Annotated in this window: 29 protein-coding genes; all 29 read left to right on the top strand. The window is 38.3% G+C overall.

What is annotated here, in order from left to right:
* Positions 1 to 179 precede the first annotated feature (179 nt).
* The 29 genes from flgB to ACFXN8_RS11870 all read left to right on the top strand — a co-directional run bounded on the left by flgB (position 180) and on the right by ACFXN8_RS11870 (position 25,678).
* Complete coding sequence (gene flgB, locus ACFXN8_RS12010) at positions 180 to 572, top strand: flagellar basal body rod protein FlgB (RefSeq protein ID WP_386845303.1); 393 nt, start codon at positions 180 to 182, stop codon at positions 570 to 572.
* A 3-nt stretch (positions 573 to 575) separates the two neighbouring features.
* On the top strand, positions 576 to 1,037 hold the full coding sequence (gene flgC, locus ACFXN8_RS12005; RefSeq protein ID WP_376069122.1) for a flagellar basal body rod protein FlgC: 462 nt from the start codon (positions 576 to 578) through the stop codon (positions 1,035 to 1,037).
* 23 nt (positions 1,038 to 1,060) lie between these two features.
* On the top strand, positions 1,061 to 1,366 hold the full coding sequence (gene fliE, locus ACFXN8_RS12000; protein WP_376069125.1) for a flagellar hook-basal body complex protein FliE: 306 nt from the start codon (positions 1,061 to 1,063) through the stop codon (positions 1,364 to 1,366).
* Positions 1,367 to 1,705: 339 nt separating this feature from the next.
* Positions 1,706 to 3,295 (top strand): flagellar basal-body MS-ring/collar protein FliF, encoded by a 1,590-nt coding sequence (gene fliF, locus ACFXN8_RS11995; protein WP_386845300.1) that lies wholly within the window; start codon positions 1,706 to 1,708, stop codon positions 3,293 to 3,295.
* A gap of 15 nt (positions 3,296 to 3,310) precedes the next feature.
* Complete coding sequence (gene fliG / locus ACFXN8_RS11990) at positions 3,311 to 4,324, top strand: flagellar motor switch protein FliG (protein WP_053483301.1); 1,014 nt, start codon at positions 3,311 to 3,313, stop codon at positions 4,322 to 4,324.
* Positions 4,317 to 5,105 (top strand): flagellar assembly protein FliH, encoded by a 789-nt coding sequence (gene fliH / locus ACFXN8_RS11985; RefSeq protein WP_386845298.1) that lies wholly within the window; start codon positions 4,317 to 4,319, stop codon positions 5,103 to 5,105. Before fliG ends, fliH begins: the two co-directional genes overlap by 8 nt.
* A 5-nt stretch (positions 5,106 to 5,110) precedes the next feature.
* Positions 5,111 to 6,439, top strand: a complete 1,329-nt coding sequence (fliI, locus tag ACFXN8_RS11980) for a flagellar protein export ATPase FliI (RefSeq protein WP_386845296.1) — start codon at positions 5,111 to 5,113, stop codon at positions 6,437 to 6,439.
* 1 nt (position 6,440) lies between these two features.
* Positions 6,441 to 6,890, top strand: a complete 450-nt coding sequence (fliJ, locus tag ACFXN8_RS11975) for a flagellar export protein FliJ (protein ID WP_386845294.1) — start codon at positions 6,441 to 6,443, stop codon at positions 6,888 to 6,890.
* A 4-nt stretch (positions 6,891 to 6,894) separates the two neighbouring features.
* Positions 6,895 to 7,503 carry a MotE family protein gene (locus ACFXN8_RS11970; RefSeq protein WP_386845292.1) on the top strand — a complete coding sequence of 203 codons (609 nt, stop codon included), beginning with the start codon at positions 6,895 to 6,897 and terminating at the stop codon, positions 7,501 to 7,503.
* Between the two features lie 21 nt (positions 7,504 to 7,524).
* On the top strand, positions 7,525 to 8,808 hold the full coding sequence (locus ACFXN8_RS11965; protein WP_386845290.1) for a flagellar hook-length control protein FliK: 1,284 nt from the start codon (positions 7,525 to 7,527) through the stop codon (positions 8,806 to 8,808).
* A gap of 2 nt (positions 8,809 to 8,810) precedes the next feature.
* The gene (flgD, locus tag ACFXN8_RS11960; protein WP_386845288.1) at positions 8,811 to 9,500 is read left to right on the top strand and encodes a flagellar hook assembly protein FlgD; all 690 of its coding nucleotides are present in this window, start codon (positions 8,811 to 8,813) and stop codon (positions 9,498 to 9,500) included.
* 15 nt (positions 9,501 to 9,515) lie between these two features.
* Positions 9,516 to 9,887 (top strand): TIGR02530 family flagellar biosynthesis protein, encoded by a 372-nt coding sequence (locus ACFXN8_RS11955; RefSeq protein WP_376070000.1) that lies wholly within the window; start codon positions 9,516 to 9,518, stop codon positions 9,885 to 9,887.
* Positions 9,888 to 9,966: 79 nt separating this feature from the next.
* Entirely contained in the window at positions 9,967 to 10,932 is a 966-nt protein-coding gene (gene flgG / locus ACFXN8_RS11950) for a flagellar basal body rod protein FlgG (RefSeq protein ID WP_386845286.1), read from the top strand.
* Positions 10,933 to 11,069: 137 nt separating this feature from the next.
* Entirely contained in the window at positions 11,070 to 11,291 is a 222-nt protein-coding gene (locus tag ACFXN8_RS11945; RefSeq protein ID WP_049668748.1) for a flagellar FlbD family protein, read from the top strand.
* Complete coding sequence (fliL, locus tag ACFXN8_RS11940; protein WP_376069145.1) at positions 11,281 to 11,709, top strand: flagellar basal body-associated protein FliL; 429 nt, start codon at positions 11,281 to 11,283, stop codon at positions 11,707 to 11,709. The genes ACFXN8_RS11945 and fliL overlap by 11 nt, the downstream gene beginning before the upstream one ends.
* 31 nt (positions 11,710 to 11,740) lie before the next feature.
* Positions 11,741 to 12,736, top strand: a complete 996-nt coding sequence (gene fliM, locus ACFXN8_RS11935) for a flagellar motor switch protein FliM (protein ID WP_376069148.1) — start codon at positions 11,741 to 11,743, stop codon at positions 12,734 to 12,736.
* Positions 12,729 to 13,967 (top strand): flagellar motor switch phosphatase FliY, encoded by a 1,239-nt coding sequence (gene fliY / locus ACFXN8_RS11930; RefSeq protein WP_386845283.1) that lies wholly within the window; start codon positions 12,729 to 12,731, stop codon positions 13,965 to 13,967. Before fliM ends, fliY begins: the two co-directional genes overlap by 8 nt.
* 21 nt (positions 13,968 to 13,988) lie before the next feature.
* On the top strand, positions 13,989 to 14,351 hold the full coding sequence (locus ACFXN8_RS11925; protein WP_049668450.1) for a response regulator: 363 nt from the start codon (positions 13,989 to 13,991) through the stop codon (positions 14,349 to 14,351).
* A gap of 10 nt (positions 14,352 to 14,361) precedes the next feature.
* The gene (locus tag ACFXN8_RS11920) at positions 14,362 to 15,030 is read left to right on the top strand and encodes a flagellar biosynthetic protein FliO (protein WP_376069154.1); all 669 of its coding nucleotides are present in this window, start codon (positions 14,362 to 14,364) and stop codon (positions 15,028 to 15,030) included.
* Positions 15,027 to 15,692, top strand: coding sequence for a flagellar type III secretion system pore protein FliP (gene fliP / locus ACFXN8_RS11915; protein WP_376069157.1), 666 nt, complete (start codon positions 15,027 to 15,029; stop codon positions 15,690 to 15,692). Before ACFXN8_RS11920 ends, fliP begins: the two co-directional genes overlap by 4 nt.
* A 13-nt stretch (positions 15,693 to 15,705) precedes the next feature.
* Entirely contained in the window at positions 15,706 to 15,975 is a 270-nt protein-coding gene (gene fliQ, locus ACFXN8_RS11910) for a flagellar biosynthesis protein FliQ (RefSeq protein ID WP_197141919.1), read from the top strand.
* A 4-nt stretch (positions 15,976 to 15,979) separates the two neighbouring features.
* Positions 15,980 to 16,756, top strand: coding sequence for a flagellar biosynthetic protein FliR (gene fliR, locus ACFXN8_RS11905; protein ID WP_376069162.1), 777 nt, complete (start codon positions 15,980 to 15,982; stop codon positions 16,754 to 16,756).
* Position 16,757: 1 nt separating this feature from the next.
* The gene (gene flhB, locus ACFXN8_RS11900) at positions 16,758 to 17,846 is read left to right on the top strand and encodes a flagellar biosynthesis protein FlhB (protein ID WP_386845279.1); all 1,089 of its coding nucleotides are present in this window, start codon (positions 16,758 to 16,760) and stop codon (positions 17,844 to 17,846) included.
* Positions 17,847 to 17,869: 23 nt separating this feature from the next.
* Positions 17,870 to 19,903, top strand: a complete 2,034-nt coding sequence (flhA, locus tag ACFXN8_RS11895; RefSeq protein WP_376069168.1) for a flagellar biosynthesis protein FlhA — start codon at positions 17,870 to 17,872, stop codon at positions 19,901 to 19,903.
* On the top strand, positions 19,900 to 21,096 hold the full coding sequence (gene flhF, locus ACFXN8_RS11890) for a flagellar biosynthesis GTPase FlhF (protein WP_376069171.1): 1,197 nt from the start codon (positions 19,900 to 19,902) through the stop codon (positions 21,094 to 21,096). Before flhA ends, flhF begins: the two co-directional genes overlap by 4 nt.
* Positions 21,093 to 21,968 carry a MinD/ParA family protein gene (locus ACFXN8_RS11885; protein ID WP_376069173.1) on the top strand — a complete coding sequence of 292 codons (876 nt, stop codon included), beginning with the start codon at positions 21,093 to 21,095 and terminating at the stop codon, positions 21,966 to 21,968. The genes flhF and ACFXN8_RS11885 overlap by 4 nt, the downstream gene beginning before the upstream one ends.
* On the top strand, positions 21,969 to 23,123 hold the full coding sequence (locus ACFXN8_RS11880) for a protein-glutamate methylesterase/protein-glutamine glutaminase (protein WP_386845276.1): 1,155 nt from the start codon (positions 21,969 to 21,971) through the stop codon (positions 23,121 to 23,123).
* A gap of 14 nt (positions 23,124 to 23,137) precedes the next feature.
* Entirely contained in the window at positions 23,138 to 25,204 is a 2,067-nt protein-coding gene (locus tag ACFXN8_RS11875) for a chemotaxis protein CheW (RefSeq protein WP_386845274.1), read from the top strand.
* 27 nt (positions 25,205 to 25,231) lie between these two features.
* Positions 25,232 to 25,678 (top strand): chemotaxis protein CheW, encoded by a 447-nt coding sequence (locus ACFXN8_RS11870; protein ID WP_079560480.1) that lies wholly within the window; start codon positions 25,232 to 25,234, stop codon positions 25,676 to 25,678.
* Positions 25,679 to 25,686: the final 8 nt, after the last annotated feature.

Here is a 25,686-nt window from a genome sequence, read left to right as displayed (position 1 = left end):
TTGTGTTGTGTGAAGCTAGTAAAATCAAGGGATACGGAAGTATTGTCCTGGTTATTTATGAATAAAAATAGGGCATTTATACTATTAGAAAGTGACAAAAGACAATAGACACTACGTATCATCTTAATTACAATTGTATTATTGGATAAAATAAGAAGTACATAAATGAGGTGAGTTTTTTGGATATGTTTGGAGGGACTATTAGTAGCCTGGAAAATGGACTTTCCTATGCAACTTTAAATCATAAAACGATCGCTAATAACATTGCGAATGTCGATACACCGAACTATAAGGCGAAAAGTGTAAGTTTTAAAGATATGTTGGAGAAAGAACAACAAATATCAATTTCGGCATATCGTACTGATAATAGACATTATGATTTCGCGATTCGACAATCAACACCTGGTGTGAATAATATGAATGGCTTACGTTATCGAAATAATGGTAATGCCGTAGATATGGATGCTGAACAAGCAAAACTTGCGGAAAATCAAATTTATTACAACGCATTAATTGAACGTATGAACGGTAAGTTAAATACTCTAAATACGGTTATTAAAGGAGGTAAGTAATAGATGTCTATTTTTCATGGGATGAATACCACTGCCTCAGCTTTAACAGCACAGCGTTTGCGAATGGATGTCATTTCTTCAAATATGGCAAACACGGATACAACGCGTGCTAGACAAGTGAATGGGGAGTGGGAACCGTACCGTCGAAAGTCTGTGACGTTTACAGCGCAAGAGGGACAGTTTTCAAAGTTCTTTAATGCCGCACTTGGCAAAAACGCAAAAAGTGGTGTTGGCAACGGCGTAAAAGTTACACAAATAAAAGAAGATAGTGAAACACCTTTCAAACTTGTGTATGATCCAACTCATCCAGATGCAAATGCAGATGGCTATGTAAACATGCCGAATGTAGATCCATTAAAAGAAATGGTAGATTTAATGTCAGCTACTCGTTCCTACGAGGCAAACGTAACTGTATTGAATGCAAATAAATCCATGCTGACAAAGGCTTTAGAGATTGGAAGATAAATAAGAGGAAAGGAAGATACATAATGACAATTTCGTCCGTTGCACAAATGACACCTACGCAGGTTGTAAATGAAACAAATAAACTCAATACGACACCTTATGAAGCACAACAGAGCTTTGCGAACTCTTTAAAAGAAGCAATTTCGAAAGTTAATGATCAACAAATTACTTCTGATAACCTTACTCAAAAGTTAATTAATGGTGGAGATGTAGAGTTGCACGAAGTGATGATTGCATCACAAAAGGCGAGCATTACATTAAATGCAACAATTGAAGTTCGCAATAAGGTGATTGAAGCTTACCAAGAAATAATGCGTATGAGTGTCTAACTTTATTTGAATAAGCACAATTGAAGTAAAGAATATATCCCATATTTTAAATGAATGATTGATGTGGAGGTTGGGTGTCTCCTTAGGGATCACGTTCACGTTACAGAAGGTGATAGCCTTGAAGTGAGACGATAGAAAAACGAAGGCAAAAAGCATCACGTCTTGTGATCATGCCTTCGTGACCAACATCCTGATTGCCCCAAATGGTTTATCGGACGCTCCTAGTCGAAACGGAAATCAACCCGATATGGTGATAATAATGATTGAATGTTATGGGATATCACTGTTTTCGCGAATTATTAGATGGATAGGTTGTTCACTATAACCGGAGGATTCATAATGAATGAACGATTGACGAAAATAAAAAACGACACCAGCCAATTTTGGACAAGTCGTAGTAAAAAACAAAAAATTGTAATGATTGGTTCAGTGGTAGGGGTTATAGCACTTGCTGCTGTTATTACACTTTTTGCTACAAAAATTACATATGTACCACTTTATAAGGATTTATCGACAAGAGAAATCGGACAAGTGAAGGAAGAGTTAGATACCAAAGGTGTAAAATATGAACTTGCACCGGGAGGGACATCGATTTTAGTACCTGAAGAACAAGTTGATTCATTGTTAGTACAGTTGGCATCGGACGGATATCCGCAAACAGGGTCGATTGATTACTCTTTTGCAAAGGGCTCTGGATTTGGTATGACGGATAATGAGTTCAATCTATTAAAAAAAGCAGCAACCGAAACAGAAGTTGCAAAGCTCATTAAAAATCTAGATGGTGTAAAAGATGCAAAGGTAATGATCAACGTTCCAGAAGAGGGAGTTTTCTTAAAGGATGTTAAAGAAGATGCGACAGCATCTATTGTTTTGAATACTGACTCTGGCTATAAATTTACAGAACAACAAATTACTACTATGTACAATCTAGTTGCCAAAAGTGTTCCGAATTTAAAGACGGACGATATTGTTATTTCTAACCAATTTTCTGAGTACTTTGATCTACATGCCGCAACTACTGATGGAGCTTCAACAACGACAGCTGAAGGTCAGTTACAAGCGAAGAAATTGGTTGAGCGCGATCTACAACGTCAAGTTCAAAATATGCTAGGTACACTAATGGGACAAGACAAAGTAATAGTTTCTGTGACAACAGACATTGATTTCAAAAAAGAAAATCGTGAAGAAAACCTAGTTACACCGGTTGACGAAGAGAATATGGCAGGAATAGAAATTAGTGCTCAACGTATTTCGGATCAATATTCTGGTACAGCTGCGGCTACTGGTACACCTGAGGCTGAAACGACAACAGATAACTTTACCACTTATAACGAAGGTACCATGGGTAACGGGGATTCTGAGCATACCGAAGCAACAATTAATTATGACGTAAACCGTATACGCAAAGAGATCCAAGAGGCACCATATAAAGTTCAAGATATAGGTATCCAAGTAATTGTTGAACCGCCAACAGCAACTGACGCAGCAACATTACCAGATGGGATTCGTGAGGACATCCAACAAATTTTAAGTACTATTGTGCGTACGACGATTTCGAAAGATGTAGCAGCTGAACTTACTCAAGATCAAATCGATGAAAAAGTAGCTGTTTCAGTGCATCCTTTAAATGGTAAAGCAACAGAGACGGCTAGCGAAAAATCTGTTATTCCATGGTGGGTTTGGGTAATCGGCGGCATATTACTCGCTGTCATCGTATTGCTTGCCTTCTTCATTGTCCGTTCTCGTAAACGTGCACAGGAAGAAGAAGAGCTTAGTATCCTAGATGAACAAGAAGAACTAATGATTGAAGATATAAATGAAGAAATTGAAACGGAAGCTACAATGCGTCGTAAGCAACTTGAAAAAATGGCAAAAGAAAAGCCAGACGATTTTGCGAAGTTACTGCGTAGTTGGATTGCGGAAGACTAACTAGGAGGTTCGGCTGTGTCCAAGAAAGATAAGGAATTAACAGGAAAACAAAAGGCCGCTCTCTTGTTAATTTCATTAGGGCCTGAGGTTTCAGCTTCTGTCTATAAACATTTAACAGAAGAAGAAATTGAACGTTTAACATTAGAAATTTCGAGCGTAAAAAAAGTAGAAGCAAATGTTAAAGAGGAAATTATTGAAGAATTCCACAATATCGCACTTGCGCAAGATTATATTACACAGGGTGGTATTGGGTACGCGAAGACAGTATTGGAGAAAGCACTTGGTGTAGAACAGGCGCAAACAATTATTAATCGTCTAACATCTTCTTTACAAGTGCGTCCCTTTGACTTTGCGCGTAGAGCTGATCCAGCACAAATTTTTAACTTTATTCAAAATGAACATCCACAAACAATTGCCCTTATCCTCTCTTATTTAGAGGCAGGGCAAGCGGGTGTTATTTTATCTTCATTGCCACAGGAAGTACAGGCTGATATTGCTAAACGTATTGCTGTAATGGAATCAACTTCACCAGAAGTTATTAGTGAAATTGAATCTGTTTTAGAGCGTAAATTATCATCGACTGTGACACAGGATTACACTGAAACGGGTGGCGTTGATGCAGTTGTTGAAGTGTTAAATGGTGTAGACCGACAAACGGAAAAAACGATTCTCGATGCACTCGAAATTCAAGATCCAGAGCTTGCAGAAGAAATCAAAAAACGTATGTTTGTATTCGAGGATATTGTTACGCTCGACAATCGCTCGATACAACGTGTTATTCGTGATTGTGAAAATGAAGACTTATTGCTTTCGATGAAAGTTTCAAGTGAAGAAGTAAAAGATATTATTTTCCGCAATATGTCACAACGTATGGCTGAGACATTTAAAGAAGAAATGGAAATTATGGGTCCTGTTCGTCTGCGTGACGTAGAAGAAGCGCAATCTCGAATTGTTGCGGTTATTCGTCGCTTAGAGGATGCGGGTGAGATTATTATTGCACGTGGTGGAGGAGATGACGTCATTGTCTAGAATCATCCGTTCTGTACACACACAGTCCAATGGTGATCATGTCAAAAAGATTCAAATCCGTGAAATGTTTGAGTTGCATGAGATAGAAAATGGAGAAATTCCACCTCAAAAACAAATTACTATGGAAGAAGTGCTAGAAGAACGCGAGCGCTTACTTGCAGAGGCTAGAGCTGCTTTACAGGCAGAACGTGAGGCTTTTGAGCAAGAAAAACAAATGTTTTTCCAGGAAATGGAACATTTAAAGCAAGGTTGGGAAGAAGAACGACCTAATCGAGTGCAAGAAGCTTATGATGAAGGATTTGGTCAAGGCTATGAGGATGGGACAAACAAGGCGAATGAAGCGATGGCACAATCTCTCCAAACGGCCAATGAAATAATTATTCATGCGGGGGAGAATGCTCGAAAATATATTGAAGATCAGGAGTCGATTATTTTAGAGCTAGGCTTAACCGCCGCAGAGCGAATTATTGATGCATCTTTAGAGCGAGACAACGAATTATTTGCGTCAATCGTTCGTAGAGGACTTAAAGAAGCAAGAGAAATGAAAGAAATAAAAATCTATGTTTCCCCTACTTACTATGCAATAATTACTGCTAATCGTGATGAACTAGCTGAAATGTTCCCACCTGACGTACCATTTATGATTTTTGTAAATGAGGATTTAGAAAATGAAACAGATTGCTATATTGAAACAAATCATGGTCGTATTGTTGTAAGTATTGATGAGCAATTAAACGAACTAAGATTGAAGTTACATGAAATATTAGAAAGTAAGGAATGATCTAGATGAAAACGGCTCAATTAATCGAACAAATTCCTCAAATACCAACCTTTAAAAAGTTTGGTAGAGTAACTAGAGTTGTCGGCTTGATGATTGAGTCGCAAGGTCCAGATAGTTCCATTGGTGACGTTTGTAAAATTTATGTGGAAACTTCTAAAAACGGTCCTCAAATTATCTTGGCAGAGGTTGTAGGCTTCAAAGATGAAATTGTTGTCTTAATGCCTTTTACCTCCCTTCGAGAAATATCAATTGGCTGTCTAGTCGAAGGTACAGGGGCACCACTTGAGGTAAAAGTTGGCCCTGAGCTAATCGGTAAGGTACTTGATTCTATGGGAAATCCAATAGATGGAACTGTATTACCGAAAGGATTAATGTCAGTTCCAACAGAGCAGGACCCACCAAATCCACTAACACGCCCACCTATTAATGAAAGACTTGAAGTAGGTGTGAAAGCAATTGATGGCATGCTTACAGTGGGTAATGGACAACGTGTTGGTATTTTCGCAGGTTCTGGGGTCGGGAAAAGTACATTGCTCGGTATGGTTGCGCGAAATACACAAGCGGATTTAAACGTAATCGCACTAATTGGAGAGCGTGGTCGTGAGGTTCGTGAGTTTATAGAGCGAGATTTAGGTCCAGAGGGTTTAAGTCGTTCGATAGTTGTTGCCGCCACTTCTGATCAGCCTGCGCTTATGCGAATTAAGGGAGCCTTTACCGCAACAGCGATTGCCGAATATTTTAGAAATCGTGGCTTAAATGTCATGTTGATGATGGACTCTGTAACTCGTGTTGCTATGGCACAGCGTGAGATCGGTCTTGCGACAGGTGAACCACCAGCTCAAAAAGGATACACACCATCTGTTTTTGCGATTTTACCTAAATTATTAGAGCGCACAGGTACTAATGAGAAAGGCTCTATTACTGCCTTTTATACAGTATTAGTAGATGGTGATGATATGAATGAGCCAATTGCAGATACTGTTCGAGGGATTTTAGATGGTCATATAGTCCTTGATCGAAACCTTGCCAATAAAGGTCAATATCCAGCTATTAATGTGTTAAAAAGTGTCAGTCGTTTGATGAATCATGTGGCAGAACCAGAGCACAAAAAAGCTGCGGAACGATTAAGGGAGCTCTATTATACATATGACAAGTCGGAAGATCTAATTAATATCGGTGCTTATAAGAGAGGAACGTCAAAAGAAATTGATGAAGCGATTTACTATGAACCTCTCATTACCGCTTATTTAAAACAGGGCTATTTAGATAAAGTGACCCTTGAGGAAAGTATGAATGAGTTAATTTCATTATCATCGAACGGTGGTGGACATTAGGGTGGTAAATTATAAATATCGTTTTGAAAAAGTGTTAACCATTCGAGAGCAGGAAAAAAATGAAACAGAAATAGCTTATAAAGAATCCGTACGTTCTTTTGAAGAAGTAGCAACTAAGCTATATGATTTGTTAAAAAAGAAGGAAGATTTAATAGAGTTTCAGCAGGAGCGTTTAGCTGTAGGTTCATCAATAGAGGAGGTACATCATTATGCACGATTTATTGATAGCCTCGAAAAAACAATTGTTGATGTACAGCAGAAAGTTGTTCAAGCTCGTGCAAAAATGAATTGGCACGAAGAAAAATTATTAGAAAAAAACTTGGAAGTACGTAAATTTGAAAAAATGCGAGAAAAAGATTTAAAAGTATTCCAGCAAGAGCAGGATCGTATCGAAGGCATTTTTTTAGATGAGATTTCATCGCTTACGTATAACAAGAGAGAAATCAGGTGATTTCATGGCAAAAAAAGATAATCGACTTAAAACGGAATTAGTAGAACAACCGCCTAAACGTAAATCAGGAGGCCTTCGAAAGTTTTTTACATGGTTTGTAATACCTATCATGTTTGTAGCCGCAGTTCTACTTGTTGTTGCAACCCTAATGAATACGAATGTCTTTGATTTAGGGAAGAAGGCAGTTCAAAGCTTACCATTCGTTCCTTCAGAAGAACAACAAGCAAAAGATGCTGTCGTGAATAATGGTTCGAAGGTTGTAAATTTACAGGCTGAAATACAAGAAAAAGAAGCAGAAATCGTGCAGCTACAAAAAAAGATGGATACGGCAACAACTGAAAAAGAAAAGTTAACGACAGAAAATGAACAGCTGAAATTCGAAGTTGAAAAGTTAAATAGGGAGCAAAGTGACGTAAAGCGTGATTTTAATGATATTTTAAAAACATACGATAAGATGTCCCCTAAAGCAGCAGCGCCAGTTCTTATTAAAATGAGTGATACGGAAGCACTTCGTATTTTAACAAATTTAAAGCCAGATAAATTAGCAGCGATTCTTGAAAAAATGGATCCACAAGATGCAGCGAAATATACAGAAATGATGGCTAAACAATAAGAACATCTGAAAGGAGGTGAAATGATGGATGTAGCAATGATGCAAATGATGTCTAAGGCTATACCAACTAAAAACGCCGCTACAAAGCCTTCAACATCAGGCGATTCCAATGTGAAAGCAAATGGACCGTCGAACAAAGATAATTTAGCAACGTTTGGGTCTGTTTTTGGAAAGGTTATTTCTTCTTCAAACCAAATACAGCAGCATACACAGTCAACTGATACAAAAGATACCTCTGATTTAGCAGCAGTTTTAAATGCTGAATCTATAGGAGATGTACTAGATGTACTAGGTATTCCACACGACGATGGCTTGTTAATGCTTCAAATTGGTGAAGAAGGCAAAGCTGTTGCAATAGATGAAATGTTAAATCTTGATCACTTAATGGATGCATTGGGGATTGATACTGAGCAACTTCAAAAATTAGTGCAACAGTTGCTAGGAGAGGATAAAGAAGCAAGAGATATATGGGAGCTTCTAGCAATAGTAGACGCTCAGGCACCTGTGCTTCAAACGCAAATCGTAGCAGCTTTACAAGGTGAAGGACAAGTGACACCAAAAGAAGTAGCGCCCTTGCTTCAAGTGTTAAAGTTAGCGCAGCTAGTTGGACAAAAAACAGACTTAACAGCTTCACAAGAAAACGTGCTAACTAACATCAAGAGTCTTCTGACAACGATGCAAACACAAGTAGAGACGACTCTATCTGAACAGCAAGTAACAACTAAAACAACCGTAACACTTCCGTTACAAGGCTTTCAGAAAATAGTTCAACAAGTTCAAGTTACAAAACAGACAGACACAAGTGCTAATGAGATGGTGACTTCTAATACAGTCCAAACAAAAGCAGACACGTTCCAAGTAACATTGCCGGCTGCAAAACCAGCACAATCTGAGGCATTATTGAAAGAGATGCAAGCAATTATCAACAGAGCTCAAATCTCTAATGCACAAGGTATTACGCGCTTAACATTGAAATTGTATCCAGAAAATCTAGGAACAATTCGTATCGAACTTGTGCAAAATGACGGTGTCCTGACAGCCCGTCTACTCGCTTCAACAGCTCAAGGTCGTGAATTACTTGATAGTCAGGCGCATCAATTAAAGCAAGCCTTTGTACAGCAAAATATTCAAGTGGATCGTCTCGATATTGCTCAATCATTGCAAGACGCAGATCGCCAACAACGCGACCAAAGCTTCTTCAATAATTTCTTCAAGCAACAACAGCAAGATGAGGAGGAGCAAAAAAACGACGATGACGATGAAGGTAAGACCTTTAATGACTATCTAATAAGTGAGGAGGTGTAGGAGTGGCAGATACAACGACTGATAAAATGACTGGAAAAATAACCGATGACTTTTACTATAAGAATTATAAGAAGCCAGTTAGGGAAACGGGTAATAGCGAACTAGGTAAGGATGCTTTTCTACAATTACTAATTACGCAATTACGAAATCAAGATCCAACGAACCCTATGGACGACCGTGAATTCATTTCTCAAATGGCACAATTCTCTTCTTTAGAGCAAATGCAAAATATGACAAAAGCGATGGAATTATTACTTGCCTCACAGCAACAAACACAGCTTATGAGTTATACAACATTTGTTGGTAAGGAAGTAAAGTGGCGTGAGGGAACGGATGAGAAGGATGAAAAAGGTAATTCTATAGTCAACGAAGGAACGGGCATTATTGAATCATTAAAATTTGTTGACGGAGCTGTAGTATTCGTATTAGCTGATGGTAAGGAAATAACACCTGGCAATATCTCGGCAATTTTAGGCGGTACAGGAACGGATTCGAATGGTAACACTACTGAAAAAGAATCTCCTCTTGTGCAAGCAAGCAAGCTAATTGGTAAAAAAGTTACCTATAAAGACGGCGAGCAAGAACTACAAGCGCGTATTGTTTCTGTTTCGAGTAAAGATGGCGTTATCTATTACGTATTAGACAATGACAAAAAATTAACACAAAAAGAATTTACCGAAATAAGCGAATAAAGGTGGAGAAGAATGATGGATCAGTTTTCAATACATCGTGTACCATTGCATCCATCCATTCGCCAGACACAACCTACGCCAATAAAATCACAGCAATCGTTTAAAGCCCATTTACAGGAGGCTACTAAGCAACAAGAACTAAAAGTGAGCAAGCATGCGCATGAACGGATTATCCAGCGTAATATTGCGATTACTGAACAAGAATGGCAGGTTGTATCGGACAAGGTATTTGAAGCGCACTCAAAAGGTGTCAAACAACCATTAGTCTTGATGGATCAAGCAGCTTTAATTGTCAGTGCTAAAAACGCAACTGTCATTACAGCAATGGACCGCACGGAGGCAAAGCAGCAAATATTTACAAATATTGATGGCACAATCGTGCTGTAAGGGCTGGACCTGTAATAGGAGGCCTAGGTGTGCTGATTGATAGAGGCACACAATTAAAAGACGAAGGGAGAACGACATTATGTTACGTTCTATGTATTCTGGTATTTCAGGTTTAAAAAACTTCCAAACGAAGCTAGATGTAATTGGGAATAATATTGCTAATGTAAATACTTACGGCTTTAAAAAGGGGCGTGTCGTATTTAAAGATTTAATTTCTCAAACGCAAGCAGGTGCCTCTTCACCTACTCAAACTCGTGGTGGTGTTAATGCTAAACAAATCGGTTTAGGCTCACAACTTGCTGCAATCGATACAATACACGGTTCAGGTTCACTACAATCAACTTTTCGTAATTTAGACTTAGCTATCGCTGGTGATGGTTTCTTCATGGTAGGGGATGCAAATGGTGCACCTGATGAAGAGGGGGCACTAGATGCAGAGGGTTACAGCAATATTCTCTATACACGTGCCGGTAATTTTTATATGGATAGAAATGGATATTTAGTGAACGCTGATGGTAAATATTTAGTAGGTCACGCAAGTGATGAGTTATCGATTTCTGCTGATGGCGATTCAATCGATGGTGCTGCAGCTGACGAACAAAAAGCAGCGAATGGACTAGCTGATATAGATGGTAATATCGCAGAGGATATGGATTTCGCAACTGAAATTTCACCGATTCGTATCCCAACAACAGCGCAATCAATGTCTATTGGTCAAGATGGTACAGTTACGTATGTAGACTATAAAGGTGACGAACAATATGCAGGTCAACTTATACTCGCGAAGTTCCCAAATGCGGGCGGTCTTCAAAAAGTTGGAGGGAATTACTTCCAACCAACAGCTAACTCTGGAGAACCATACGCTCAAGTAGGAACTGTAGGTGGGATTGGTGGTATTGAATCTGGCTACGTTGAAATGTCCAATGTCGACCTTTCTGAGGAGTTTACTGAAATGATTGTGGCACAACGTGGTTTCCAAGCAAATACACGTATTATCACAACTTCTGATGAAATTCTTCAAGAGCTTGTGAATTTAAAACGCTAAGTTTTAATATGAGATAAATACTTAATATGTAGGTAAAGAAAATACCGATTAAGATGACAAAGTGCTCAAAACTAAAAACATAATTTCATATGAGGGAGGGTCGGGCCGGCTCTCGTGCTAGACCCGGCCCTATTTCAATGATTGAACTAACACGTTTAAATGGCAAAGCATTTACATTGAATGCTTTATACATAGAAACGGTCGAATCTTTTCCAGATACGACCATTACATTAACGACTGGAACCAAAATCATTGTTTTACAGAGTGAAGATGAGGTGCGACAAAAGGTAACAGCCTTTTATAAAAATATACAAATACTATCAAACCCGCATCTACGAGGTGAAGAAGATGAAGAATAACAAAGCGTTAACGATGATTATCATCGTACTAGTAGCAATCATACTTATCGGGGGTATTGGTTTTGTGTTATATACCCAATTTAATAAGCCAGCAGGCTCTCTTGAGCCAACTATTGATGAAATCGTAGAAGCTTCTGTAGAAGTTCCGGAAATTACGACAAATCTAGCTGATAACAAAATTGTACGCTTTTCGTTAAAAATTCAAACATCAAGTAAAGATGCTGCTGCTGAATTAACGAAGCGTGATTTCCAAGTGAAAAATATTGTTATTCAAGAGCTTTCCGAAATGGAGCAAAAAGATTTAGAAGGTAAGCAAGGTAAACAAGTCTTCCAAAAATCATTAAAAATAAAAATTAATGAATTGATGCAAGAGGGAGAAGTTCAGGAAGTTTATTTTACCTCCTTCATCACCCAATAAAACAGAAACTGCTTGAAATGGAGGTGGGCAAATGGCAGGAGATGTGTTATCTCAATCCGAGATAGATGCGCTGCTTTCCGCAATATCAACCGGGGAAATGTCAGCGGACGACATAAAAAAAGAGGACGAGGGGCGCAAGGTTAAGGTATATGACTTTAAACGAGCACTACGTTTCTCAAAAGATCAAATCCGAAGTTTGACCCGAATACATGAAAATTTTGCACGATTACTGACAACCTTCTTTTCTGCACAGCTGAGAAGCTATGTGCAGATTACTGTTGCATCAGTGGACCAAATACCATTTGAAGAGTTTGTACGTTCGATTCCGAATATGACACTCATTAATGTGTTTGAAGTGCCGCCATTAGATGGTAATATCTTAATGGAAATAAACCCAAACATTGCCTACTCTATGTTAGATCGTTTAATGGGCGGTAGTGGGGCGAGTCATAGTAATGTGGATAACTTAACAGAAATTGAAACTAAAATTATGACAAACCTTTTTGAGCGTTCATTCGACAATTTACGCGAGGCATGGGAAAATGTTGCGGAAATTGATCCAATTTTAGTAGAGCTGGAGGTCAACCCTCAATTTTTACAAATGATTTCGCCAAATGAAACGGTTGTCGTTATTTCCTTAAATACGATAATCGGTGAGACAAGCGGTATGATCAATATTTGTATTCCGCATGTTGTATTGGAACCTATTGTTCCAAATCTTTCTGTTCGCTACTGGATGCAGGCAAATACAAAAGAGATGTCTCCAGAGCAAACAAAAATGCTTGAAACAAGTGTGAAACAGGCCCAACTACCGGTTTCTGTTGAACTAGGTATTACCGACATTACCATTGAGGATTTCCTCACAATGCAGATTGGAGATGTCATTCAATTAGAACAAAAAATTGAAGATCCACTACTATTAAAAGTAGGAACATTACCGAAATTTACCGTTCAGCCAGGAAAACAAGGTAAAAAATTAGCAATCCAGATTATCGACCCTTTGAAAGGAGGAGACGAAGATGAGTGATGAAATGCTCTCCCAAGAAGAAATTGAAGCGTTATTAAGGGGCGAAACGTTGGAAGATAAAAACAGCGGCACTGAAGCTTCTGCAAATGAGGATAATAATGATATAAGAGTAGAGGATTACCTCGATTCGTTTGCCCAAGATGCGTTAGGTGAGGTAGGAAATATATCGTTTGGTAGCTCTGCCACAGCGCTTTCAGCGTTATTAGGGCAAAAAGTAGATATTACTACCCCAAGTATTTCAATGATTAACCGTAATAAATTAGAAGAGGAATTTCCTCATCCTTATGTAGCCGTACAGGTTGAATATACAATCGGATTAACAGGTATGAATTTACTCGTTATTAAGCAATCCGATGCAGCGATTATTGCTGATTTAATGTTAGGTGGAGATGGCTTAAATCCGAAACCAGACTTAGGTGAAATTCAGCTAAGTGCCGTGCAAGAAGCTATGAATCAAATGATGGGTTCTGCGGCTACTTCAATGTCGACAGTATTTAATAAAAAAGTGGATATTTCGCCACCTACTATTGATTTAATGAATATTTCTCAAAATGAAGGACGAGAAAACATTCCTGAAGATGATTTACTCGTAAAAGTATCGTTCAGATTGAGAATTGGTAATTTAATTGATTCGAATATAATGCAATTATTACCGCTGAAATTTAGTCAAAACATTGTTAAATCTCTATTAGGAGAAACACAATCAATTGAGGAACCTGTGGCTGCAACACTAGCACCTGAAGCGCCAGTAGCGCCGTCGCCTGTCCAACCACAAGCGCCTGTGCCACCACAAGCACCTGTAACACCACCGCCTGCACAGCCAGTATATCAACAGCAGCCAGCGCCGGTGCAGCAACCAATGTATCAAGAGCAACAACAGATTCCGCAAGCAACAAGACCTGTTCAACCGGTCAATGTTCAACAAGCACAGTTTGCTAGTTTTGATCCGAATGTTATCTCGCAATCTGAAGCTAGAAATTTAAATATGCTACTTGATATTCCATTGCAAGTTACTGTAGAGTTAGGACGTACAAAGCGTTCTGTAAAAGAGATATTAGAACTATCTAGTGGTTCGATTATTGAACTAGATAAATTAGCTGGTGAACCAGTTGATATTTTAGTTAATAGCCGTTTAATCGCTAAAGGTGAAGTCGTTGTTATTGATGAAAACTTCGGTGTCCGCATTACAGATGTTTTAAGTCAAGCAGAGCGTTTAAATAATTTAAGATAGTTTCAATTGGAGGAGTTAACCATGTCTAAAAGAATTTTGATTGTAGACGATGCTGCATTCATGCGCATGATGATCAAGGATATTTTATCGAAAAATGGGTTTGAAGTTGTTGGGGAGGCAGCGGATGGTTTACAGGCTGTTGAAAAGTACAACGAATTAAAGCCAGATTTAGTAACAATGGATATTACAATGCCAGAGATGGACGGTATTGCAGCTCTTAAAGCAATTAAGGGTTCAGATCCAAATGCAACTGTCATTATGTGTTCAGCAATGGGACAACAAGCAATGGTAATCGATGCAATTCAAGCTGGTGCGAAAGACTTTATCGTTAAACCTTTCCAAGCTGATCGTGTAATTGAAGCGATTCAAAAAGCTCTAGGATGATTGAATGCAAATGTTAAAATCATTTCGTCTAACGATGGTTTTCGCATTTCTTGTATCCTTCCTGTTTTTGTACCCTACAACGACTTCTGTATATGCAGAATCTAACACGAATTCTGTTAGCGACTGCATCAAAAAAGGAGATTGTAAAGAAGATATTACTCCAGCTGCTAAGAAAGATTCAGATATACAAGCGGCTGGAGACATGTCTGCGTGGGAATACATAAAAATGGTTTTGGCGCTTATTTTTGTTGTAGCTTTATTTTATGGATTAATGAAGTTTTTAAATAAAAGAAATTTAAACTTTCAACGTAATCAATTAGTACAAAATTTAGGCGGTTTATCGTTAGGTGCCCAAAAGTCGGTACAACTATTACAAGTAGGTAAAACACTCTATTTAGTTGGGGTCGGTGAGGATGTCCAGCTATTACGTGAAATTACTGATCCGGATGAAGTTGCAACACTTTTAGCGCTATATAATGAACGACAAGAACTTGCAGCAACATCACCGTATATTGCAGAAGTATTATCTAAGTTTAAGAAAAAAAATAATGAGAGTGCATCAGTACAGCAAAAACAAAACTCTTTTGGTGAGCTGTTCGAAAAAAAGATTTCCGAAATTAAACAGGAGCGCAGTGAAGAACTAGAGAGATGGAAGCAAAAGGAGAATGATGATAAATGAATGATGTAATCAGTGTTTTTTCCAACAGCGACCCAACAAATGTCTCTAGTGCTGTGAAGCTTCTCTTGCTGTTAACAGTTCTTTCACTGGCACCGAGTATTTTAATTTTGATGACATCGTTTACACGAATAGTGATCGTGTTATCGTTTGTTCGTACTGCGTTAGCTACACAGCAAATGCCACCGAACCAGGTCATTGTAGGTCTTGCCTTGTTTTTAACTTTCTTTATCATGGCCCCAACATTTCAAGAGGTCAATAAAGAGGCATTACAGCCATTATTTTCTGAGGAAATTGGCATTGAAGAGGCGTATGATCGGGCCAGTGAGCCGTTTAAAGAGTTTATGAGTAAGCATACAAGACAAAAGGATCTTGATTTATTCTTAACGTATAATAAAGCAGAAAAACCAGCATCTGTAGAAGAAATTCCCCTTACGATGCTCGTACCTGCTTTCGCATTGAGTGAGATTAAAACAGCGTTTCAAATTGGTTTTATGATTTTTATTCCATTCCTAGTAATCGACATGATTGTCGCAAGTACTCTAATGTCGATGGGGATGATGATGTTACCACCGGTTATGATTTCATTGCCGTTTAAGATTTTATTATTTGTACTCGTTGATGGTTGGTATCTTGTGATGAAATCATTACTACAAAGTTTTTAGGGGATGATACAGTATGACAGGTGAATTGGTTATTTCAATTGCAGAGCGTGCCATTATGATTATCCTTCTAACAAGCGGTCCGCTACTATTAGTTGCTTTAATCACTGGTTTAGCGGTAAGTATTTTTCAGGCAACAACATCGATTCAAGAGCAAACTTTAGCATTCGTTCCAAAAATCGTCGCTGTATTAGCAGCCATCGTATTTTTCGGTCCTTGGATGTTATCACAAGTGACTAGCTATGCGAGAGACATTTTTGAGAATTTAACGCGTTATATAGGGTGAGTAGATGAATGAATTAATCCCGCATTTTACGGTTTTCTTATTAGTACTTGTGCGCGTATCGGCATTTTTTGTCACGGTGCCTTTTTTCTCGTACAGAACGATTCCGCCACAAGTTAAAATAACGCTCGCATTAGTTTTAGCTTGGATGATGTACTACACGATTGACGTCGAACCATTTGTATTTAATGGTGATTACATACTTTTAGTGATGAAAGAAGCGCTCATTGGGCTGTTACTTGGTCTAGTTGCTTATATCATCATGTCGGCAATTCAAATTGCCGGAAGCTTTATAGATTTTCAGATGGGTTTTGCCATTGCCAACATTATTGACCCGCAAACAGGCGCACAAAGTCCATTGATAGGACAATTTTTTAATTCGCTAGCATTACTGTTCCTTCTAGCTATAAATGGACATCATATGATTCTTGATGGAATTTATTATAGTTATCAATTCTTACCGATGAATCAAGGATTTCCTAATTTCGCAAATGACAATTATATCGAGTTTATCATCACAACATTTACGGCTGTTTTTGCGATTGCCTTTCAAATGGCTGCTCCTGTTGTAGCAACTTTATTTTTAGTTGATTTAGCACTAGGTATCACAGCGAAAACTGTACCACAATTAAATATTTTTGTTGTCGGTTTTCCTATTAAAATAGGCGTTAGTTTTCTAGTGTTGTTCACAATGATGGCTGTAATGATTCAAGTTATTCAAAAGCTTCTTTCAATTATGATTTATGCTATGCGTGATTTAATGGCTATTTTAGGTGGTGGGTAAAATGTTGCTACTGCTAGATTTAGATTTACAGTATTTTGCGGGAGAAAAAACGGAAAAGGCGACGCCTAAAAAACGACAAGATGCTCGAAAAAAAGGACAGGTTGTCAAAAGTCAGGATATTTCCAGTGCAATTGTCATGCTCATGGTATTTATCTTTTTATTCTTCTTTGCGGGTTCAATGCGAGACGATCTTTTAGCTTTTTTCAGGCAAACTTTTATTCATAACATTCGCGTAGAAACACTAACAATTGATAGTGTGATGCACCTATTTACAGAAACATTAGTGCAAATGGCTTTTATTGTTGTCCCAATAATGGGAATTGCATTTGTTGGAGCATTAGCAGGTAACTTCCTACAGTTCGGTTTCCTATTCACATTAGAGCCGATGAAGTTTGATTTAAAAAAAATGGACCCGATCAAAGGGTTGAAAAAAATATTTTCTGTTAAAGCCATTATAGAGCTTCTCAAATCAGTATTAAAGATTAGCTTCATAGGTGGCGTTACGACAATTATCGTTTGGACGAATTTGCCGGAAGTTTTGGCGTTATCCTTTAAAAGCCCATGGATGACTCTCATTACAGTGGGTAAGCTTGTTGGTATCATGGGGATTGCTGCTTCGCTCGTCTTACTATGTGTATCCCTTTTAGACTGGATGTATCAAAAACATGATTACGAAAAAAATCTTAAAATGTCTAAGCAAGACATTAAAGATGAATATAAAAATAGTGAGGGCGATCCGCTGATAAAATCGAAAATCAAACAACGCCAACGCGAAATGGCGATGCGTCGAATGATGTCAGAGATTCCAAACGCCGATGTTGTCATAACAAACCCAACTCACTATGCGATTGCCATCAAATATGATGAGGAAAGTATGGATGCTCCACGCATCGTTGCTAAGGGTACAGACTTTATTGCTCAAAAAATTAAACTGATTGCGAAAGAACATGATGTGGTTATGGTTGAAAATAGACCATTAGCACGAGCAATGTACGATCAAGTAGAAATTGGTGATCAAGTACCAGAAGAGTTTTTCAAAGCAATAGCAGAAGTGCTTGCTTATGTTTATCGAATTAAGCGGAAAATTTAAAGCTTTTAGTAGGAGGGACACAAATGAAAGTTCGCGATATAGGGGTATTAGGTGCGGTTATTTTAATCGTTGCGATGCTCATCATCCCTCTTCCTCCGTGGATGTTAAGTTTCTTAATCGTCATTAATATTACATTAGGATTAATAGTACTGTTGACAGCAATGAGTATGAAGGAAGCATTAGACTTTTCTATTTTTCCTTCAGTTATTTTATTGTTAACTTTGTTCCGACTCGGACTGAGTGTTTCAACAACACGTGCCATTTTAGCGAAGGGTGATGCAGGTTCTGTTGTTGAAACGTTTGGTGATTTCGTAGTCGGCGGGAATGTACTAGTTGGTTTAGTTGTATTCTTAATTCTTGTGTTAATTCAGTTTATCGTTATTACAAAAGGAGCGGAGCGTGTAGCGGAAGTAGCAGCACGTTTCACGCTTGATGCGATGCCGGGTAAACAAATGAGTATTGATGCTGACTTAAATGCAGGAGTTATTTCTGAGCGGGAAGCTCGTGAACGACGCGAGAAAGTAGCGGGTGAAGCGGACTTCTACGGAGCGATGGATGGTGCCACAAAATTCGTAAAAGGGGATGCCATTGCCTCAATGGTCATGGTTATTATCAACTTATTATTTGGTATCATCATCGGTGTTGTGCAGATGGGGCTTCCATTTGCAGAGGCAGCAAATCATTTTTCTAAGTTAACGGTTGGGGATGGTATTGTCTCACAAATTCCCGCGCTACTGATCTCTACAGCGACAGGGATTGTCGTAACGCGTGCATCTTCTAAAGGTAGTCTTGGTGAAGATATTACAGGACAGTTATTTGCTCAAGCAAAACTGCTTTATGTAGCGGGTGGAACAATACTTTTACTTGGATTTTTCACACCTATCCCCCTCTGGATAACACTTCCAATTGGTGGTTCGCTAATTGCTGGTGCTTATATGATGGACCATAAAAAACCAGAGGATGAAGAAGAATTACTTGAAATTGAGGAAGAAGTGGCAACAGACGGCATGAAGAGCCCTGAAAATGTTGTGAATTTATTAAATGTGGATCCAATCGAGTTTGAATTTGGCTATGGTTTAATACCGTTAGTAGATGCTGCTCAAGGTGGCGATTTATTAGATCGAGTCATTATGATACGTCGACAGTTAGCATTAGAATTAGGGATTGTCATTCCGGTTGTCCGTATTCGCGATAATATTCAATTACAACCAAATGAATATCGAATTAAAATAAAGGGTAATGAAATGGCACGTGGTGAACTTCTGCTTGATCATTATTTAGCAATGAGTCCAGGAGATGATGATTCCATCGAAGGAATTGACACAGTTGAACCGTCATTTGGCCTACCTGCAAAATGGATTACGGAGCAAGTGAAAGAGGATGCTGAAATGTTTGGCTACACAGTAGTTGACCCACCGAGCGTTGTGTCGACTCACTTAACGGAAATGATTCGTGCAAATGCTTATGAATTACTTGGTCGTCAAGAGACGAAGCAGCTAATCGATCATTTACGTGAAACGCATCCAATTTTAGTTGAAGAGTTGACACCTACTCCATTATCGACTGGAGAAATTCAAAAAGTACTAGGTAAACTTCTACGAGAAAATGTTTCAGTGCGAAACTTACCAATTATTTTTGAAACGCTAGCAGACTATGCAAAGTTAACGAGTGATGCCGATATATTAACTGAGTATGTACGTCAAGCATTGGCACGTCAGATTACTTCTCAATACGTAGGGGACAGCTCATCATTAAAAGTTATTACTGTCTCGGGTAAAGTAGAGAAATTGATTGCTGATAGTATTCAACAAACGGATCACGGAAATTATTTAGCGATGGATCCACAAGATTCTCAAACGATCTTAGAGACCATTGCTGCAGAAGTAGAACGCGTTTCCTTTATGGAACAATCTGCTATTATCTTATGCTCTCCAGCAGTTCGTATGTATTTACGTCAACTTACGGAGCGCTATTTCCCGCAAATTCCAGTTCTATCATACAACGAACTTGATGCTTCGGTTGAAATTCAAAGTGTTGGGGTGGTGAATGTTGAATGAAAATGAAAAAATATTATGCATCCTCCATACCAGAAGCGATGAAGCTTGTGCGTGCTGAATTAGGTGAGGACGCTGTCATTTTGAACTCAAAAGTAGTCGTTACAAAGAAATTTTTTGGGATCATTAAAAAGAAAAGCTTTGAGGTTGTTGCAGGGATTGATTCAATGGAGCCAAGTAATGTGGCTCCAGCACCTGTAGCTTACCCTATAACAACACCTAAACATGAAAATGCAAGGTTACAAGAGATTACAAATGCTGTTCAAGCTAAAATACACCAAGTACAGCCGCAGAATGATGCGCCCTTACATGAGGAAGCCAGCATTTCTGATGATTTGAGGAAGGAAATTGCAGATTTAAAATCTTTAATGCATTCTATGCATAAGAAGACTATCCAAGATCAATATCCAGATGAACTCTTACCCTTCATTGAATACTTAAGACAGCAGGAGCTAAGTGAGGAGCTCATCACAACGATTGGTGATGAGCTTTTTACGCATTTCAAAGAAGCGTCAGACATCAATTTTTCTCAATGTAAGATGATTACGAAAAGCTTATTGCGCAAAGTGCTAGAGGATCTCCCAATCGGAGGTATATCCTATGAAAAAAAATATATTAATGTTTTAGGTCCAACAGGTGTCGGAAAGACTACGACAATTGCTAAAATGGCTGCTAGAGCAGTTTTAGAAAAAAAGAAAAAAGTAGGGTTTATCACGACAGATACCTACCGTATTGCCGCAATTGAGCAGTTAAAAACGTATGCTGGACTGTTACAGGCTCCTGTCGAAATTGCCTATAATGCAACAGATTTTGAACAAGCAATCCACCGATTGGCCCACTTAGATATAGTGTTTATAGATACAGCAGGCCGCAATTATAAAGAGGTAAAATATGTAGACGATTTACAGCGTCTTATAAAATTCGATGATCAAGCAGAGTCCTTCTTAGTACTTGCAATGACAACGAAAGAAAAGGACATGTCAAACATTATAGAGCAATTTAAGCAATTACCAATTGAAAAATTCATTTTTACAAAGATGGATGAAACAAATTCTATTGGCACAATGATTAATTTAATGATTAAATATAATAAAGGACTTGCTTACTATACGAATGGTCAAGAAGTACCAGAAGATATTGAAGAAGCTGATATAGAAGCAGTACTAAATTTATTTTTTCAAGGTGAAGAAAAATGAGAGACCAAGCTGAAACATTGCGCTTGAAAATGTTGAAACAGCAGGGTGAATTAGGTAGGGCAATTGCGGTTGTGAGCGGCAAAGGTGGGGTTGGTAAAAGTAACTTCACGATGAATTTTGCCATTACATTGGCCAATAAAGGGAAAAAAGTTGTCATCGTTGATATGGATATTGGTATGGGCAATATCAATATTTTAATTGGAAAAAATGTTTCTTATAGTTTAAAAGATTACTTGGGAGGAAATAAGTTACTAGATGAGGTAATATTTGAAGGTCCTTACAATTTAAAGTATATTTCAGGTGGGTCTGGTATGTCGGGCGTCTTAGAATGGTCAGAGGAAATGTTTGAACGACTCGTTTACGCATTTGAGCAGCTTCAACAAAGCTTTGATTACATTTTGTTCGATATGGGAGCAGGAGCTACTAATTGGTCATTAGATTTATTAACCTCTATAGATGAAATCATTGTTTTGTCAACAGCAGAGCCGACATCTATAACTGATGCGTATTCAATGATGAAATATATTCATATGCGAGATGCGGACAAGCAATTTTATGTACTCTGTAACCGAGCCTATAGTAAAGAAGAAGGAATGGAAACCAATGAGCGACTAAAGCGTACGATGGAACGTTTTTTGGACAAAGAGGTTACGATATTAGGCTCATTACCTGAAGATTCTGCTGTGCGTAAGGCTGTGCGTGAGCAAGTGCCTTTTTCACTTGCTTATCCAGACGCACTTATTACAAAGACACTTCAACTTATAGTGGCGCGTTTTATGGAACACCGTGTGGAAGAAGTTCATGCACATGATCAGTCAGCGGGTAAATTCTTAACTAAATTAAGAAATATTTTTTCGAAAGGACGTGATTAATTGGACTTTTTACATAAAAGCAAGCTGTTAGTTGTTGATGATTCTGCTTTTATGAGAAAGCTAATTAGTGACTTTTTTGTTGGCAACTCGAAGGTTGAAGTAGTTGGAACAGCACGAAATGGGAAAGATGCGATAAAAAAGATTCAAACATTGCAGCCAACAGTTGTGACGATGGATATTGAGATGCCTGAAATGAATGGGCTTGATGCTTTAAAAGAAATTATGGCTGTATGTCCAGTACCTGTTGTTATGCTCTCTAGTACAACACAACGAGGAGCAGAAAATGCCTTATCAGCAATTGAATTTGGGGCAGTAGATTTTGTCGCAAAGCCGAGCGGAACAATTTCTCTTGATTTACATAAAATCCAAACGGAACTTGTCCACAAGGTTGAACAAGCATCATTGGTACCTATTTCAAAATTAAAGAAACCTTCTGGTAGTAAAAGACAACAAGAACAGCCATTACAAGCGAGTATCATTGGAAGAAATTCACTTAGTGAAGGCAGGGTGACTCCTTCTGTCAATGTTTTCCCGACAAGGGCAGAACTATCCAAGCCACATGAAGAATGGAGTAAAGTAGGTCGGAAAATTGTACTGATAGGGACCTCCACAGGCGGGCCTAGAGCTTTACAAGAAGTGATTACAAAAATCCCAAAATCAATTCAAGCACCAATTTTAATTGTCCAGCATATGCCGGCAGGATTTACAAAATCTCTTGCTAATCGTCTGGATCAATTAAGTGAGATTACCGTAAAAGAAGCTGAGCAAGGAGATATTCTCCAAAATGGAGTGGCGTATATTGCACCTGGTGGGTATCATTTAAAACTTAGAAAAGTAGGTACCTCCTTTGGCATAGTCCTTGATAATAATGAACCACCTAGATCTGGACATCGCCCTTCTGTAGATGTGATGTTTGAAGATGTGAGCCAATTGAAAGATTTTGATAAAGTGGCGGTTATTATGACAGGTATGGGCCATGACGGCTCTAACGGACTAAAAGCACTAAAAAGTACTGGAAATGTGATGGCAATCGCTGAGTCAGCTGAAACTTGCATAGTGTATGGTATGCCGAAAGCGGCAGTGGAAACGCAACTTGTCGATGAAGTAGCAGATGTAGACGATATTGCACAAACAATAATGAAATATTTGCCTTAAAGGGGTGTCCTCTTATGGAAGTCAATCAATATTTAGAGATGTTTATTGAAGAAAGTAAAGACCATTTACAAGCGTGTAGTGAACATTTATTAGAACTAGAAAAAAATCCAGATGATTTGGCGATTGTCGGAGAAATTTTCCGCTCTGCGCATACATTAAAAGGTATGTCTGCGACAATGGGCTTTGAAGATTTAGCGGATTTAACTCATAAAATGGAAAATGTGTTGGATGCAATCCGAAACGAGAAAATCCATGTAACTCCTGAAATTCTAGATGTTGTCTTTGAGTCTGTAGACCATCTAGAAGAAATGGTGATGGACATTGCGAATGGCGGAGATGGAAAACGTGATGTATCTTCAACTGTTGCTCAATTAAAGCGCATTGAATTGGGTGAGGAAGCGATTCCTGAAGTGGTAGGAACTACTGAGACACCAACTACTGCTGTAGCAAGTACATTAGAGTATGACGGTTTTGAACAAACAGTTATTTCACAATCTGCTGAACAAGGTTTCAACGCATTCGAAATTTCAGTGAAATTACGTGAGGATTGTCTTTTAAAAGCAGCACGAGTATTTATGGTGTTTGAGATTTTAGAAAAAGATGGAGAGGTTATTAAATCAAGTCCATCTGTAGAAAAGCTTGAAGACGAACAGTTCGATCAACAATTTTACGTCGCTTTCGTAACAAAAGAATCTGCTGAAGATATGCAGAAAAAGATTATGAAAGTTTCAGAAGTCGAAGAAGTGATTGTCGCCGCTATTGAATCAAAGCAACATAGTGAAAAAGAACAAGCAATTCAAGAAGTAGCAGCAACAGCAACGGTAGAAGCGGAGGCTAAACCGGCTACTGTCCCTGAAAAAAACACTGCTACACCTAAACCTGCAACAGCAGCGGCTCCTGCTAAGGCTGATAAAAGCCATGCGCCTGTTGGTAATAAAACAATTCGTGTGAATATCGAGCGACTTGATATATTAATGAATCTATTTGAAGAGCTTGTGATAGATCGAGGACGACTACAGTCTATTGCAACTGAGGTTAACCATGGAGAGTTAAATGAAACAGTAGAGCGCATGAGCCGCGTCATGGGTGACTTACAAACGATTATTTTAACGATGCGTATGGTTCCGGTTGAAACAGTATTCAATCGCTTCCCGAAAATGATTCGTCAGTTATCTCGTGATCTAAACAAGAAAATTAACCTCGAAATTATTGGTGCTGAAACAGAACTAGATCGTACAGTAATCGATGAAATTGGGGATCCACTTGTTCATTTAATTCGTAACTCTGTTGACCACGGTATTGAAAATCCTACAGCTCGCCTTGCAAAAGGTAAGCCAGAAGAAGGAACAGTTGTACTGCGTGCTTATCATAGTGGTAACTATGTCTTTATTGAAATTGAAGATGATGGAGCAGGTATTAACCGTGAAAAAGTACTTGCGAAAGCCATTTCTAAAGGTATTGTTACACAAGAACAATCATACTCGATGTCAGATAAGCAAATTAATGAGCTTATTTTGGCCTCAGGGTTCTCAACGGCGGATGTTATTTCTGATGTATCAGGCCGAGGTGTTGGATTAGATGTTGTTAAAACAACAATCGAATCCTTGGGTGGAAATATTTCAATTGAATCTACACAAGATGTAGGCTCAGTATTCTCGATTCAATTACCACTAACATTATCGATTATTTCTGTCATGCTAGTAGAAATCGAAAAAGAAATTTATGCAATTCCACTTTCATCAATTATTGAAACTTCAATTATCCGTTCATCAGAAATTATGAATGCGCATAATCAAAAAGTAATCGACTTCCGTGGCAAAGTAGTACCACTAGTATTCTTAGAAGAAATCTTTGAGGTACCTCGCAAAGAACCTCAGGGTGACGAATTCCATTCAGTGGTCATCGTTCGAAAAGGTGAGAAGCTTGCTGGTTTAGTTGTGGATTCATTCATTGGCCAACAAGAAATTGTGCTGAAATCATTAGGGAATTACTTAACGAATATCTTTGCAATTTCAGGTGCAACAATTTTAGGTAACGGGAAAGTAGCCTTAATTGTGGATTGTAACGCACTTATTAAATAAGGTGAATGAATAAGAGAGGTGTAAACAATGACAAACGCAGTGGAACAAGAAAGTATTAAAGTAATTGTTTTTCAACTAGCAGATAAAGAATATGCGATTCCGGTGTCACATGTACAAGGAATTGAAAAACTAATGCATATTACACGTGTACCAAAAACAGAAAAATATGTAAAAGGTGTTATTAACCTACGCGGTGTCGTAACGCCAATTGTTGATTTACGTGAACGATTTGAATTACCTATCTCTGAGCATGAAGAAACAACACGTATCATCATTATTTCATTAGAAGATATGGAAGTAGGTTTCGTCGTTGACTCTGCAAATGATGTATTAGACATCCCAGCTGACTCAATTGAACCACAGCCCGAAGTAGTAGGTTCACTGGAAGAAGAGTTTATTTCAGGAGTAGCAAAAATAGATAAACGATTATTAATTTTATTGCATTTAGAGAAAGTATTAAATCCACTAAAGTAGGGATCGAT

Source organism: Lysinibacillus sp. NPDC059133 (genome assembly GCF_042755925.1).
Lineage (GTDB): Bacteria > Bacillota > Bacilli > Bacillales_A > Planococcaceae > Lysinibacillus.
The sequence above is the reverse complement of the archived record's forward strand: the minus strand, read 5'-3'. Positions and strand labels throughout refer to the sequence as shown.